The organism is Pseudomonas sp. P1_A1, from assembly GCF_056406935.1.
In genome coordinates this window covers 133,178-145,636 of record NZ_JBFTZE010000011.1, presented here as the reverse complement: position 1 = coordinate 145,636, position 12,459 = coordinate 133,178, and the positions used below count along the sequence as shown (strand labels likewise).

The 12,459-nt window shown below is 58.5% G+C and carries 13 protein-coding genes; 9 read left to right on the top strand and 4 right to left on the bottom strand.

The annotated features are described in order from the left end of the window. Positions 1 to 42: 42 nt before the first annotated feature. Positions 43 to 609: a GNAT family N-acetyltransferase gene (locus tag AC1D2Q_RS18130; RefSeq protein ID WP_253425801.1), complete on the bottom strand. Its 567-nt coding sequence runs from the start codon at positions 607 to 609 to the stop codon at positions 43 to 45. A 224-nt stretch (positions 610 to 833) separates the two neighbouring features. Between AC1D2Q_RS18130 and AC1D2Q_RS18125 the strand changes: the two genes are divergently transcribed. The 3 genes from AC1D2Q_RS18125 to AC1D2Q_RS18115 all read left to right on the top strand — a co-directional run bounded on the left by AC1D2Q_RS18125 (position 834) and on the right by AC1D2Q_RS18115 (position 4,242). Continuing rightward, entirely contained in the window at positions 834 to 1,766 is a 933-nt protein-coding gene (locus AC1D2Q_RS18125) for a universal stress protein (RefSeq protein ID WP_477814059.1), read from the top strand. Positions 1,767 to 1,859: 93 nt separating this feature from the next. Next, positions 1,860 to 2,777, top strand: a complete 918-nt coding sequence (locus tag AC1D2Q_RS18120) for a universal stress protein (RefSeq protein WP_477814058.1) — start codon at positions 1,860 to 1,862, stop codon at positions 2,775 to 2,777. 97 nt (positions 2,778 to 2,874) lie between these two features. After that, the gene (locus tag AC1D2Q_RS18115; protein WP_477814057.1) at positions 2,875 to 4,242 is read left to right on the top strand and encodes an MBL fold metallo-hydrolase RNA specificity domain-containing protein; all 1,368 of its coding nucleotides are present in this window, start codon (positions 2,875 to 2,877) and stop codon (positions 4,240 to 4,242) included. A 72-nt stretch (positions 4,243 to 4,314) separates the two neighbouring features. Here the strand turns inward: AC1D2Q_RS18115 and AC1D2Q_RS18110 are convergent, their stop codons facing one another. Together AC1D2Q_RS18110 and AC1D2Q_RS18105 are read right to left on the bottom strand one after the other, a co-directional pair. Next, entirely contained in the window at positions 4,315 to 4,860 is a 546-nt protein-coding gene (locus AC1D2Q_RS18110) for an Hsp20/alpha crystallin family protein (protein ID WP_477814116.1), read from the bottom strand. 153 nt (positions 4,861 to 5,013) lie between these two features. Beyond that, a complete protein-coding gene (locus AC1D2Q_RS18105; protein WP_477814056.1) occupies positions 5,014 to 5,910 on the bottom strand; it encodes a DMT family transporter in 897 nt (298 codons plus the stop codon). A gap of 90 nt (positions 5,911 to 6,000) precedes the next feature. On the opposite strand from AC1D2Q_RS18105, the gene AC1D2Q_RS18100 reads away from it, so the two are divergent. Further along, positions 6,001 to 7,332, top strand: a complete 1,332-nt coding sequence (locus tag AC1D2Q_RS18100) for an aminotransferase-like domain-containing protein (protein WP_477814055.1) — start codon at positions 6,001 to 6,003, stop codon at positions 7,330 to 7,332. Positions 7,333 to 7,469: 137 nt separating this feature from the next. On the opposite strand, the gene AC1D2Q_RS18095 is transcribed toward AC1D2Q_RS18100, so the two are convergent. Continuing rightward, positions 7,470 to 8,345: a LysR family transcriptional regulator gene (locus tag AC1D2Q_RS18095; protein ID WP_477814054.1), complete on the bottom strand. Its 876-nt coding sequence runs from the start codon at positions 8,343 to 8,345 to the stop codon at positions 7,470 to 7,472. Between the two features lie 119 nt (positions 8,346 to 8,464). Here AC1D2Q_RS18095 and AC1D2Q_RS18090 point away from each other — a divergent pair, with 119 nt between their 5' ends. The 5 genes from AC1D2Q_RS18090 (at position 8,465) to AC1D2Q_RS18070 (ending at position 12,330) form a co-directional block, all read left to right on the top strand. Continuing rightward, the gene (locus AC1D2Q_RS18090; RefSeq protein ID WP_008013629.1) at positions 8,465 to 8,890 is read left to right on the top strand and encodes a VOC family protein; all 426 of its coding nucleotides are present in this window, start codon (positions 8,465 to 8,467) and stop codon (positions 8,888 to 8,890) included. Positions 8,891 to 9,003: 113 nt separating this feature from the next. Beyond that, positions 9,004 to 10,260, top strand: a complete 1,257-nt coding sequence (locus AC1D2Q_RS18085; protein ID WP_477814053.1) for a cation:dicarboxylate symporter family transporter — start codon at positions 9,004 to 9,006, stop codon at positions 10,258 to 10,260. A gap of 174 nt (positions 10,261 to 10,434) precedes the next feature. After that, entirely contained in the window at positions 10,435 to 10,815 is a 381-nt protein-coding gene (locus AC1D2Q_RS18080; protein ID WP_477814052.1) for a nuclear transport factor 2 family protein, read from the top strand. A 169-nt stretch (positions 10,816 to 10,984) separates the two neighbouring features. Further along, the gene (locus tag AC1D2Q_RS18075; RefSeq protein WP_477814051.1) at positions 10,985 to 11,554 is read left to right on the top strand and encodes a YceI family protein; all 570 of its coding nucleotides are present in this window, start codon (positions 10,985 to 10,987) and stop codon (positions 11,552 to 11,554) included. A 65-nt stretch (positions 11,555 to 11,619) separates the two neighbouring features. Further along, on the top strand, positions 11,620 to 12,330 hold the full coding sequence (locus AC1D2Q_RS18070) for a GNAT family N-acetyltransferase (protein ID WP_477814050.1): 711 nt from the start codon (positions 11,620 to 11,622) through the stop codon (positions 12,328 to 12,330). The last annotated feature ends 129 nt before the right edge of the window (positions 12,331 to 12,459 follow it).

The following is a 12,459-nucleotide window of genomic DNA, read 5'->3' as shown; positions in this document are numbered from 1 at the left end:
CCACGGCGGACCGTTGGCCGGTACGTCGTGGGGCAATCGGCTTTACGACATATACAGACGATGAATGACCTGGCGGCTGTCGTTGGGATCATTGTGCCGCTCGAAACCCAAGGCTTTGGTCAGGTCGCGCATGAGGGTATTGCTGGCGGCGTCGATCGAATACATCTGATTAAAACCGTTTCTGCGGGCCGCCTTGATCAGATGTTCCATCAAAATGGTGCCCAGACCCAAGTGCTGCCATTCATCAGCGACCGTCACCGCGCACTCACACTCATGTTCCGCTGTGGCGGCGTAGCGACTGACGCCGATTTCGATCAATTTGCCGTTTTCGTGAACCAGCGCGATGTAGGCCATGCGCTGTTTATTATCGGTGTCCATCAACTGATCGAGCATGGCGGCGCCGGGCTCGTTGATCTGCGCGAGAAAACGCATGTGCCGGGACTCGGGTGACAGGCGCTTGATGAAGGCGTATTCAAGTTCGCGGTCCTTTTCCAACAGTGGCCGGATCAGCACATGGCGGCCGTCCTTGAGCGCTTCGATCCAGTATTTTCCGGTGACTGCGGCATAGGCGGCTGCGGCCCGATCATTGTGGTCTTTGACTGTGAGCATGGAAGGTCCTCCATCCTGTTTGAAAAGCGGATGCGTGGAAATCAGTCACGCGGTCGATTCCTTTTTACCCTGCTGGCAGCCGTTGAATCTGATCTGGATCAGACACCCGTCACGAGGGCGTTCATTGGCGGGTATTTGATGTAAATCAACCTGGGGGAGGGGGCAACGAGCGCAGTCTTGGCTCATGCCGGCGCGTAAGGACCGGTTTCGAGCGGAGGTGTGAGATGGGTCAATATCAACGTTTGTTGCTGATTGCCGACCGGACCCTGCATCAGTCCCCTGCCTTGCTCCGTGCCGTCGCGCTGGCCAAGGCGAGCGGGGCCGCGCTGGATGTGCGGGCCTTTGTCGATCCGGCACCGATTGTTCATTTATGGGAAGAAAAAATCGACGAGGCGGGGTATCAACGTTATCTGCGCCACTGTCATCGTTGGGTGGCCGACGAGGTCGAGCGGCTTAGCGGGCAAGGTGTGACAGTGACGGTTGAAGCCGTCTTCACCACCCATCCGTTGCTGGACATTTTGAAGGCAGTCGAAGACCTCAAGCCCGACCTGCTGATCAAGGATGTCACCTTGGAACCGGCGCTCAAGCGGGTGTTCATCACCCCGCTCGATTGTCACCTGCTGCGTGAATGCCCGATCCCCGTGCACTTGGTCAATCAGGTCCGTTACGGGCTGCCGCACCGGGTCGTGGCCGCCGTGGACCCGTTCGATCCGGCGACACAAATCAGTGGCCTGAACGACACCATCATCCAGACGGCCAACGCATTGGCGCTGCAATGCGATGCACCGCTGCATCTGCTGTACGCCTACGACTTGTCGCCCGCGTTCAATGGCGATGCGCCGCTGATCGCCGGTGGCTGGGGCGTGGACTTCGTCGAAGAATTGCGCGAATCCCTGCATCGGGCATTTATCACCCTGGCGGATCGCTACGGTGTTCCTCCCGAGCGTCGGCACTTTGTCATGGGCCTGCCGGTGCCGGTGATCAGTGAGTTTGTCGAGCAATACCTGGCGGATGTGGTGGTGATGGGCACGGTGCATCGCGTGGGGATCGACCGGTTGATCGGCAGCAACACCGAGCGGGCGTTGTACTCGGTGCCGGGCAGCATTCTGGCGGTCAGGCAGCCGGGTTCAAGCGTCGGGCGCCAAGCCGATGCCTGACCGGCCATTAGTTGATAAAAATCAGAGCCGCATGGCGAGAGCCCCTCGATACTTGAGCCACAACCTGAAGCTATCCAGATGAGGTGGGTGAGGGTGAAAATTCAACGTTTGCTATTGATTGCCCCGACCGAAATGATCCGCACCCCGGCGTTCGAACGGGCGCGGGCCCTGGCCTGTGCAACCGGTGCGGTGTTGCACATTGTCGCTTTCGATTATGTCCAGGCGCTGGCGGCGGCCGGCCTGTTTGACCACGACGCAATGGCCCAGGCGCGGGAAGGTTACTTGCAGGTACATCGCCAATGGCTGGAGCAGCAAGCCCGGTTTCAACGATGCGAGGGCGTGCAAGTGAGCACTGAAGTGGTGTGGGCCAGACCGACCCTGGCGCATCTGCTGGAGTACGTGAATGACTTCCATGCAGACCTGGTGATCAAGGACACACACCGCGTATCGGCGCTCGATCGTGCTTTCCATCGGCCGCTGGACTGGCAGTTGCTGCGCGACTGTCCGGCGCCCTTGCACCTGGTCATCGATGCCACAAATCCCAAGCCGTTGAGCATACTGGCGACCATCGATTTGTCCCATCTGGAGGAGCTGACCCAGGGGCTCAATGACCGGATTCTCGATCTCGCATCGAGCCTGGCCGAGCCCTGCGGCGCTACCTTGCACCTGCTCAATGTCAGCGGCTGGTCGGAGTTGGGGGCGGCGCAAGTGAATGTGCCGACGGCGACACTGGGTGGCAGTTTGAGAGATGCGGTCAGCGATGCTCAGCTGGAGGCCTTTGAGGCGCTTGCCGAACGCTACGGAATCGAGAAACGACAACGTCATCTGCTGCCCGGCACTCCCCCCGAGGTGATTGCCCGTTTCGCACAACAATGTGCTTTCGACATGGTGGTGCTGGGAACGACCTACCATCGCGGGATCGATATATTCATCGGCAGTACGGCCGAAAGTGTATTGAACCGGTCACCTTGCAGCCTGACGATCGTCAAGCCATTGCCCCGGCTCGACTGAAAAGATCAACCCGTGTGGCCTCGGTTGACAAAAATCAACTACCCATGGGCGTAAAGGAGCGATCAATAGCGCTCCATGAATGCGCAAGGAAACGGCCATGCGAATGACATTTCTCGGTGCTGCGGGCACGGTCACGGGCAGCAAGTACTTGCTGGAACATCGCGACCAGCATGTGCTGATCGATTGCGGCCTGTTCCAGGGCTATAAACAACTGCGCTTGCACAACTGGGACCCGTTCCAGCTGTCGGTTCGCGACCTCGAAGCCATTGTGCTGACCCACGCTCATCTGGACCACAGCGGCTACCTGCCGGTGTTGGTGCGCAACGGTTATCGCGGCCCGGTGTATGCCACGCCAGCCACCTGTGAGCTGGTGAAAATCCTGCTGCGTGACAGCGGCCGCTTGCAGGAAGAAGAGGCCGAGTTCGCCAATCGCCATGGCTTCTCCAAACACTCTCCGGCCTTGCCGCTGTACACCGAGCAAGACGCCGAGCGGGCATTGAAATTGCTGCGGCCGGTGCAGTTGCACCACCGGGTCGATATTGTCCCGGGGATGAGCATTCTGTTGCGCGGTGCCGGGCATATTCTGGGCGCAGCGACCGTGGAAGTCGTCGCCGACGGCGTCACGCTCGTGTGCTCCGGGGATCTGGGGCGGCCGAACGATCCATTGATGTTTGCCCCGGAAACGATCGAGCAGACCGATTATCTGCTGGTGGAGTCGACCTATGGTGACCGTCGGCATCCCGACGAGCCCCCGGAGGATCAACTGGCCGAGGTCATCACCCGTACCGCGCTGCGCCATGGCATCACGCTGGTGCCATCGTTCGCGGTCGGTCGCGCGCAATTGCTGATGTATCACCTGTATCGCTTGCAACAAAAACGCGCGATTCCCGACCTGCCGATCTACCTAAACAGCCCCATGGCCACCGACGTTACGCGGTTGTACCAGCGTTTTCGCAGCGAACACCGGTTGTCCCTGGAAGAGTGCGAAGGCATGTGCCATGTCACGCGTTTTGTGCGTTCCACCAGAGATTCCATTGAGCTGGACCAGCAGCGCACACCTGCGGTGATCATCGCCGCCAGCGGCATGGCCACTGGCGGGCGGGTACTGCACCACCTCAAGGCGCTGGCGCCCAACCCGCTCAATACGCTGCTGGTGCCGGGCTTTCAGGCGGGCGGCACCCGCGGTGCGCAGATCATCGCAGGCGCCCCGTCGGTACGTATTCACGGCAAAGACGTGCCGATTCGCGCCGAAGTGGTGCCGATGGAAACCCTGTCCGCGCACGCCGACTGCGATGAAATCATGCTGTGGTTGCGCGGCTTCAAGCGGCCGCCGAAACACACCTATGTGGTACATGGCGAACCCAATGCCTCGGATGTATTGCGCCGGCGCATCAGCCTGGAGCTGGGCTGGTCGGTCTCGGTGCCGGAGTACCGCGACAGCGTGGAACTGACGGGGCCTCTTTAGTGCTCTGGCCGCTACATAAAAAGCCCCTGGCCGGTTTCCCGACCAGGGGCTTTCTGTTGCACGACAGCGGGTTCAGCTTGATTTGATTTGCACCTTTTTGTCCGCTTTCAAGGCTTCAGGTTTCTTCGGCAGCGTAATGCTCAGCACGCCTTTGCTGAAGCTCGCTTCGATCTTGTCGGCATYGACGCCTTTTGGCAGGCTGAATACCCGTTCAAAGGAGCCATAGTGACGCTCTGACAGGTGATAGCCTTTCCTTTTTTCTTCCTTGTCCTCTTTCTTTTCACCCTTGATGATCAGATTGCCGTTGGACAGTTTGAGGTCGATATTCTCCTGATCCATGCCCGGCAATTCGGCGGTGATTTCGAAGCTTTCATCCTTCTCGCTGATATCCACCGCAGGCAGGCTGCGGCCGATAAAATCCCGGCTCCAGAACGGTTCGACATCAAACAGCCCACGCCGGAAAGGTGTCAGCGCCGAGCCACGATTGAAGTCTTCAAACAGGTGGTCGACTTGTTGGCGCAGTCTTTCCAAAGGCCGCCAAGGGTCTGGCACCTGTGATTGTTGACTGGTTTTTTCGTCGTCGGTGTGCACCGGCAGTTTTTTCGCGAAATTGGCCATTTTCATTCCTCCTCCAGTACTGCGGTGGACCGATAACATCTCGGAGGCCGGTCCACCACGGCAGAACACAAATCATGCCCTCGCATTAAAATATTAGCCCTCCTGCCGCCCGGAGGCCGACCAGCAGTCGGTTTGTTTCGCCACGTGAGCTGTCTATTTCGAGAACTTTCGTGCCCCGGCCACGCAAAGAATCACTGCCACGGTCACCCCCAGCATGGCAACGCTGACCTGCTCATGCAGCAACGTGGCCGCCAGTGCCAGGCCGAAAAACGGCTGCAGCAACTGAAGCTGGCCGACGGCGGCAATTCCGCCCTGAGCCAGCCCGCGGTACCAGAACACAAAGCCAATCAACATGCTGAACAGCGACACGTAAGCCAGGCTCAACCACGCAGGCGGGGTAATTGCCGAGAGCGAAGGCGGGGCCAGCAACCAGGTTAGCGGGGCCATGACGGGCAGCGACAGCACCAGGGCCCAGGAAATCACCTGCCAGCCTCCCAGAGTCTTGGAAAGCTTCGCACCTTCGGCATAGCCCAACCCACACACCAGGATCGCCAGCAACATCAGAATGTCCCCCGCAGGAGCGGCCGTCAGGCCTTGGGAGACGGCAAACCCCACCACCAGCAGGCTGCCCAGCACCGAGAAGAACCAGAACACTGGCCGGGGCCGTTCGCCGCCGCGCCAGACCCCGAACGCTGCGGTGGCGAGCGGCAACAGGCCAACGAAGACGATGGAGTGCGCAGACGTTACATATTGCAGCGCCAGTGCGGTCAACAGCGGAAACCCAAATACAACGCCCAGGGCCACGATGGCCAGGGAGAGCAGCTGATGCCTGGCCGGCCGTTTCTCCTTGAACAGCAGCAGCAAGCACAGCGCCACAAGGGCAGCGATACTGGCCCGGGCGACAGTCAGGAAAACCGGGTCGAACTGCAGAACGGCCACCCGTGTCGCCGGCAGCGAGCCGCTGAAGATGAGCACGCCGATGAACCCGTTGAGCCATCCGCTGGCGGTCTTTTCCGTGGTGTGCTGTTGCAGGTTCGATGTGCGTTCCATTCTGGATCCCCTTCATGCTCAGGTTGCATGGAAGGCATCGTATGGACGAAACTCAATACAATCAAAATATTGTCATGGATACATCTGCTCATGCCTCGTTCCCGCTACAAATCACTGGTGGATACGTTTGCCGCGGATATTCGTTCAGGGCGCCTGTTGCCGGGCACACGCTTGCCGACTCACCGTCAGTTGGCAACCACGGAAGGCCTGGCCCTGGTGACGGCAAGCCGGGTCTATGCGGAGCTGGAAGCCATGGGCCTGGTCAGCGGGGAGACGGGGCGGGGGACGTTCGTCAGGGAAACCTCGTGGTCGCCCAACCAGGCTATCGATCAACACAGCGTTGCCGCCGGCATGACCGACCTGAACTTCAACTATCCGGCGCTTCCCGGGCAGGCTGAATTGTTGCGCAATGCCCTGCGCCAACTCGCCTCGGCCGGCGATCTGGAAGCGTTGCTGCGCTACCAGCCACACGCCGGGCGCCCGCATGAGCGCGCCGCTGTGGCGCGTCATCTGCGCGTTCGAGGGCTGACGGTCGAGGCTGAGCAAGTGCTGATCGTCACCGGCGCCCAGCAAGGGCTGGCGGTGACGATGATGGCGCTGTTGCAACCCGGTGACGTGATTGCCGCGGACGCGTTGACCTACCCGGGGTTCAAGGCCCTGGCCGACACGCTGCACCTTGAAATCGTGCCCATTCCGGTACTCGATCACGGGCCGGATCTGCAGGGGCTGGAAAGCCTGTGCCGGCATCGACGCGTGCGGGCCGTGTACACGATGCCGACCCTGCACAATCCGCTGGGCTGGGTGATGAGTGCCGAGCAACGGGAACACCTGGTGACGATTGCGCGCGAGCATGGGCTGCTGATCATTGAAGACGCTGCTTACGCCTTCCTCGCCGAAAATCCACCCGCGCCGCTGGCGGTACTCGCCCCCGAGAGGACGATTTATGTGTCAGGGCTCTCCAAAAGCGTGGCCACCGGACTGCGCGTCGGCTTCGTCGCCGCCCCCCTGCAGAACGTGCCCGCGCTGGAGCGCACGATCAAGGCAACCACCTGGAATACCCCGGGTGTGATGACGGCGATTGCCACCACCTGGCTTGACGACGGCACCGTCATGCAACTGGAAGCCGAAAAACGCCGGGACGCGCAGGCCCGGCAAATCGTGGCCGGCGAGGTGCTGGCGGGGCTGCGCTGTATTCGCCATCCTTCGTCGTATTTTCTTTGGCTGCCATTATCGGAAGACGCACGGGCCGACCAGATCGCCATGGCGTTGATGCGGGAAAATGTGTCGGTCTCAACCGCCGAACCGTTTGCCACGTCGGCCAACGTTCCACATGCGTTTCGCCTGGCGCTGGGCTCCGTGGAGATGGGGGCGCTCAGGGAGGCGCTGGAGAAAGTGAAGTGGGTGGTTGGGGCTTTTACATAGTCAGCCCCTACAGACGAATTCTTAAGTTGTAATGCGACCTGTAATTGAATGGACTCGCCCAAGCCGTGGCGCACAGACGCCTCGGTTTGGGCGAGTCCATTCAATTACGGATCGCGTTATGGCATAACTGCCTGACACTAGACCGTAGCAGGGACCTGCTCACCAATCAGTTGAGCCATTACCCGCACTGGCTCGGTAAAGCTTTGCCATGCCCGATGGACCAGGCCGATATCACGATGGAAGGTGTGCAGCCCCAGGTCCAGCGCGCGTACTCCGGCGGGCCAATCTTGATGGGTCGCTGTCTGCGGCACCAGCGCTACACCGACGCCATTTTCGACCAGCTTGATAATGGCCTCCAGTTCATCCAGTTCGCACACTTCACGCAAGTTGAAATGCATCTGCCGCAAGAAACGATCGACCTGCCTGCCGCCAAAGGATGATCGGTCATAGCGAATGAAGGGGTGGCTGGAAAGCAATTCCGACCAGTCTTCCCCGGGCACATCCCGTGGCACGATCAGCCGGTAGGGCTCAAGGGCCAGGGTCGTCCAGCGCAGATCGCTTTGCAGCGAGAAGGGCGGGCGAATGATTGCCGCCATGTCGATCTCGCCGGCATCCACCAGGTTGACCAGCTCCATCGACAGCCCCGGGATCACCCGGGTTCGGCATTGCGGGCATTGTTGGTGAAATTTGGCGAGAGCATCGGGTAAGAACGAGCGCTGCACTGAAGCGATGGCGCCGATGTTCACCAGAACGCTGGCCGGCAGTCCGACTGTGGTGGAACCCAGATTGTCATACAGGCGAAGCAGCTCCTGCGCCTGCAGCAGTATTTGATGCCCCATCCGGTTCAAGTGAGCCGAGCGGCCCTTGCGGTCGAAAATCTGGAAACCCAGCTCGGCCTCCAGACGTTGCATTTGCGCGCTTACGGCGGCCTGGGTAAGCCCGATCCTGTTCCCGGCAGCGGCAAAGGTGCCTTCCCGCGCGACGGCGATGAGTGTTTTCAGTTCTTTGATCATTCATAAATATTAATTGTGTTTCTAAGAAATATATATTGATTTTTTTACTGGTTCTGCAGCTCTACGATGGCTCCGTATTAAAAAACAAAACCGATAAAAACACCTTGATTGGAGTTCCTATGAGCCTTTCTCCTTTTCACCTGGCGATCCCTGTTTATGACCTCGCGGCGGCACGCACCTTTTACGGTGAAGTGTTCGGGCTGCAAGAGGGACGTTCCAGCACGCAGTGGGTCGACTTTGATTTCTACGGTCATCAACTGGTTATTCATGAACACCCAAAGACCGCTTCCCAAGAGAGCGTGCATAGCAATCCGGTAGACGGGCACGACGTGCCGGTTCCGCACTTCGGCATCATCCTGGAGTGGCAGCAGTGGGAAGCCCTGGCCGAGCGACTGAAGTCCTTCGGCACCGAGTTTGTGATTGAGCCCTACATTCGATTCAAGGGGCAGGTCGGCGAACAAGCCACGATGTTCCTGTTCGATCCGTGTGGTAACGCACTTGAGTTCAAGGCGTTCAAGGATATGAGCCAGCTCTTCGCAAAATAATAGAAGTAATGGCACAGCCTCGTTGTGCCATTCGATTTCAAATGAGCTGGAAGCTCATGACTCTAGCAACTGCTACGTAATGCAGTCCTTTCATTCCAACAAAAAGGCTAGACATGAAACGTATCCCTTTGGTTTGGCAAATAGTTGCCGGGCTGTTGCTTGGCGTGCTCGTTGGTTGGTACTTCAATACACACCCGCATTATCAAGTGTGGATAAGCGCTGAAATCCTCAAACCCCTTGGCGATATCTTTATCAAGATGATGAAGATGGTCGTGGTTCCCATTGTGTTCTGTTGCATGATCCTGGGGATTGCCGGCGGTGGCGATAACAAGTCCTTTGGTCGCATGGGCGTCAAGTCGCTGGGTTATTTCTTTGCGATTACCGGCCTGGCCATTGTGATGGGGTTGTGTTTCGCGAATATTTTCGAGCCTGGCACCGGCACTGATATTTCGGGCATTTCCCACAGCACCGCATCGGTCAACATGGAACCTTCGAAGGGTGCCCTCGTTATCTTGCAGAACATCGTTCCCGATAACGTTTTTGTCGCGATGTCGGAAGCAAAGTTGCTTTCGGTGCTGTTCTTCGCCGTGCTGTTCGGCTTGGCATTGAACACGCTCCCCAGAGAAAAAAGCGCGCCGGTGGTGGCGGTGGTTCAAGGCATCTCTGATGCCATGTTCAAAGTTGTCAGTATCGTCATGGCTTATGCGCCGATCGGGGTATTCGGCATGATCGGCGCTACCGTGGCGACCTTCGGTTTTGCCTCGCTGTTGCCGTTGCTCAAGTTGATTGGTGTGGTGTACCTGGCACTGATTTTCTTTGCTTTGGTGGTGCTCGGCGGTATTTGCTACTTGATTGGCGAGAATATTTTCAAACTAATCAAGTATTTCCGTAATGAGCTGATTCTGGCGTTCTCCAGCGCTGCGTCGGCGTCGGTCATGCCGCAGCTGATGAGCAAGCTGGAACACTATGGTGTGCCGCGACGGATCGTCAGTTTTGTGGTGCCAGTGGGGTATGCATTCAATCTGGATGGCGCTTCGATCTTCCTTGGCGTGGCGACGATTTTTGTCGCGCAACTCTATGGGATCGACCTGTCGCTGTCCCAGCAAATACTGCTGGTGGTGACGATGGTGCTGACGTCCAAAGGGGCTGCCGGGGTTCCCGGGTTCGCCATCATCATCCTGTCTGCCACGTTGGCGTCTGCCGGTCTGCCACTGGAAGGGGTCGCGTTGATTGCCGGGATCTTCAGGATTATCGACAGCGGAACTACCACCCTGAATGTGCTGGGAAATGCGATTGCCCCGTTGGTCATCGCCAAGTGGGAAAAGGTCAGCATCGAGCCTTCAGTTGCCCGAGTGGTGCAGAAAACCTAAGCGCCGTTTAGTAAAACCAGTCAGTAAAACGCAATACCTGTGGGGGCGGGCTTGCCCGCGAATTCGGAGCGCCAAGCAACATTAATGTCGACTGATACTCCCTCTTCGCGGGCAAGCCCGCTCCCACAGGTTCCGCGCATTAACCCATGTCAGCTACTTATCAGGAGTCACGCAATGAGCAGTCTTACTTACGTTCAGGAATATAACGCGATTGTCGATGTGCTTAACCAGTACAACGAAGGTGGCGCCAAGGCCGACAGCGCGCTGATGAAACCCGCCTTCAACGAGCAAGCCACTATGTTTGGTGTCGATGGCGACAAGCTCGTTGGCGGCGCGATCCAGAATCTCTACGACGTTATCGACAACGCGTTCCATCCGTCCCCGGAAGCCAAAGCCGCTATCGTGCGCATCGACATCGTCGGCACGGCTGCCAGTGCGCGGGTCGATACCGACAACGTCTCGGGGTTTCGCTTCACCGATTTCTTCAACCTGCTGAAGGTAGAAGGCAAGTGGAGCATCGTCAGCAAGATCTACCACACCCACCCGAGCGCCTGATCCGTCGGGTGAGGGAGCTATCGTTTGAAGAAATCAGGAAAGCCCTCAACGCCGAGGGCTTTCCTGTCTGGCTGGAATAAATATCGAATATTTGCTTAAGTCCAGCTATCGCAGCCACACGGGGGGGCGGCACTTCAATCCCTGAAGGACGTTCCACCCGGAGAATTCCATGCCTCTTCGATTCCCGCGTTTAGCCGCATTGCTCGCCATCCTCACAATCGGCGTCTTGCCCTGTGCCCAAGCCGTTGAATACACCCGGGTCAACACCACTGCCAGCAAGATCTCCTTCACCTATAACCAATTCGGTTCGAGGGTGTACGGCACCTTCGGCAAATTCGACGCCACGCTCGATTTCGACACAGCAAACCCCACCGCGGCCCACGCCAGGATGACCATCGACCTTGCCAGCATCGACGCCGGCAGCAGCGATGCCAATGCCGAATTGCAAAAGCCTGCCTGGTTCAACACGGCGGACTATCCGGTGGCGACCTTTGAATCGACCCGGGTGAAAGCGCTGGGCAATCAACGCTTTTTGATCACCGGCAAACTTAACCTCAGGGGCATGACGCGTGAATTGCAGGTGAAGGTGCTGTTGAAGCCGGAGCAGGCCATCGGGATTTTTGATGGCAACATCATTCTCAAACGCAGCGACTTCAAGATCGGGGAGGGGGAGTGGGCCGATACGGTGGTCTCCAACGACATCGACATCCGCTTCCGCATCGTCGCGCCGCAGCGGTGATTTTCCTGTAAGGGGCTCGATCTGTGACAATAGCCGGGCAGCCTTAATCCGGAGTCAGAAACGCAATGCCCCAGCTCACCCACTTTGCCACTCCATGCCCGGAGCCCATCAACAGCCAGATTCTGCAGATGGTCGTCGACAACCTGACCGACATCAGCATGGTAGGCATCGCGCCGAGCAACCCGTTGTACAACGTCTATCAATACGCGGTGGGTTATGAGGTTCATCTCTACCTGGAAGCGCTCGGCGGCGCCAAAGGCATTTCGGTCGAGTTGATCGTCGCCATGGATGACGAAGATCCCGAGGAGGTCATCGGGTTTTTGCTGTACCTGCCGGTCAAGGACGATCCCGAGGCCTGCGGCGTGGCGTACATGGCGGTGCAGGCCAGTCACCGGCGACAGGGCATCGCGCGGACGATGCTGCAAGACATGCTCGGCCGCTACCCGCATGCCGAGTTGACGTGTACCGTCGCCAAGGTGCCCTGGTTCGAGTCGATGGGCTTCCAGGTACTGGGCGTGCGCGGCACTCAGGTGCTGATGAACACCCGGGATCACGCCACTGAGGGCCTGATGGGCTTGTTGGATGTCACCTCGATCTACAGTTCTTTGGAGGTGCGGCAGATACATACGTATCTGCTGCAAAAACACGGCAAGCGGGCAATGATCGATGCAGAGAAGCAACGCGACCGGCATCTCGACCAAATGACGCGCAACGCCAAGGCGTTTGTGCTGGATCGTTTGAGCAAAAACGCCGAACGCGGGTCTCGTCCCGTCTAGACTGTTGAGTCCTTTCGGGCGCGCAGGCTGGCCGAGGCGTGATATTCTGTCGCATTAACTTGGTTTGACTTATTCGGTTCGTACGTCCACAGACGTGCGACAGAATCAATGTCGCTCAAGTAGCTGAGC